This window comes from Microbacterium sp. (assembly GCF_030149085.1).
Taxonomy (GTDB): domain Bacteria; phylum Actinomycetota; class Actinomycetes; order Actinomycetales; family Microbacteriaceae; genus Microbacterium.
Map to the genome: position 1 here is coordinate 1 of NZ_JASBSF010000022.1, position 1,517 is coordinate 1,517.

The following is a 1,517-nucleotide window of genomic DNA, read 5'->3' on the forward strand; positions in this document are numbered from 1 at the left end:
CACGACCAGAGCGACTTCGCGGGTCTGACGCGGCTGGGCGACGAGCTCCGCGAGGTGGAATCAGAGACTGCCACGCTGGAGGAGCGCTGGTTCGAGCTCACCGAGCTCGCAACCTAGCGGCGAGTTTGCCCACGCTATACCCCCTGGGGTATAGTCTCACTATCTTCTCCCCAAGAAAGTGAGTGCTCCATGCGCATCGTCATCGTGGGCGGCGTGGCCGCTGGGATGAGCGCGGCCGCCCGCGCCCGACGTCACGACGAGTCAGCCGAGATCATCGTTCTCGAGCGCGGCCCCGAGGTCTCGTTCGCGAACTGCGGCCTTCCGTACCACGTCGGCGGCGAGATCCCCCACGAGGGATCGCTGCTGCTCCACACCCCCGAGACGCTGCGAGCGAGCCTCAACCTGGACGTGCGGACCGGACACGATGTGACAGCGATCGATACTGCCGCGAAGACCGTCACTGTCGCCTCAGCATCCGGTGTTGACGAACTGGCCTACGACGCACTCGTGCTCGCGCCGGGCGCCGTCGCCATCCGGCCGCCGCTCCCCGGGCTCGACTCCCCGCGCGTGCGGACGCTTCGCACCGTCTCCGACGCTGTGACCCTCAAGAAGTGGGTCGATGAGGGCGCTCGACGCGGGGTGGTGCTCGGCGCGGGCTTCATCGGCCTCGAAGCCGCCGAAGCGCTCCGCCACCGCGGACTCGAGGTCGACGTCGTGGAGCTTGCCCCGCACGTTCTTCCGCCGCTCGAGCGCGAGATGGCGTCCGTCGTGACGACGCAGCTGCGGAACCTCGGCATCCGCGTTCACGCTGGTGTCGCTGCCGAGCGCGTCGAGGTCGGCGACAACGAGGATGTCGTGGTGCTCGCGGATGGCACCCGGATCCCGACCGATCTCGTCGTCCTCTCGGTCGGCGTTCGACCCGACACTGCGTTCGTCGAAGCAGCAGGAATCGAGACCGCTCGCGGCGCCATTGTCGTCGACGATCGCGGTCGCACGTCCGCCGAGAGCGTGTGGGCAGCCGGCGACGCCGTCATCAGCACGGATGCCGTCACCGGCATCCAGCGCCCCGTGCCGCTTGCGGGCCCCGCCAACCGCGCCGGCAGGCTCATCGCCGATGACATCTTCGGTATGGCTGGCGGCCGTCCCATCCCGCAACCCGTGGGGACAGCCATCGTGCGGGTCGGTGAGATCACAGCGGCGATGACCGGCGCGAACCGCGCGAGCCTGGATGCTGCAGGAATCGACTACACGACAATCCACCTGCACCCGATGCAGCACGCCGGCTACTTTCCCGGCGCCTCGACCGTACACATGATCGTGCACATCTCGAAGCGCGATGGGCGGATCCTCGGCGCACAGGCAGTCGGTTATGAAGGAGTCGACAAGCGCATCGACGTTCTCGCGACGGCGATCCGCGCGGGTCTGCCCGCCACCGACCTCATGGATCTCGACCTTGCCTACTCCCCGCCGTACGGTCAGGCCAAAGACGCCGTGAACCTCGTCGGGATGGTCGCTGA

Annotated in this window: 1 protein-coding gene; it reads left to right on the forward strand. The window is 68.0% G+C overall.

Annotation, left to right across the window (positions count from 1 at the left end):
- Window positions 1-189: 189 nt before the first annotated feature.
- Window positions 190-1,517: FAD-dependent oxidoreductase (locus Q1V87_RS00805; RefSeq protein ID WP_300590442.1), on the forward strand; the 1,328-nt coding region annotated here is incomplete at its 3' end.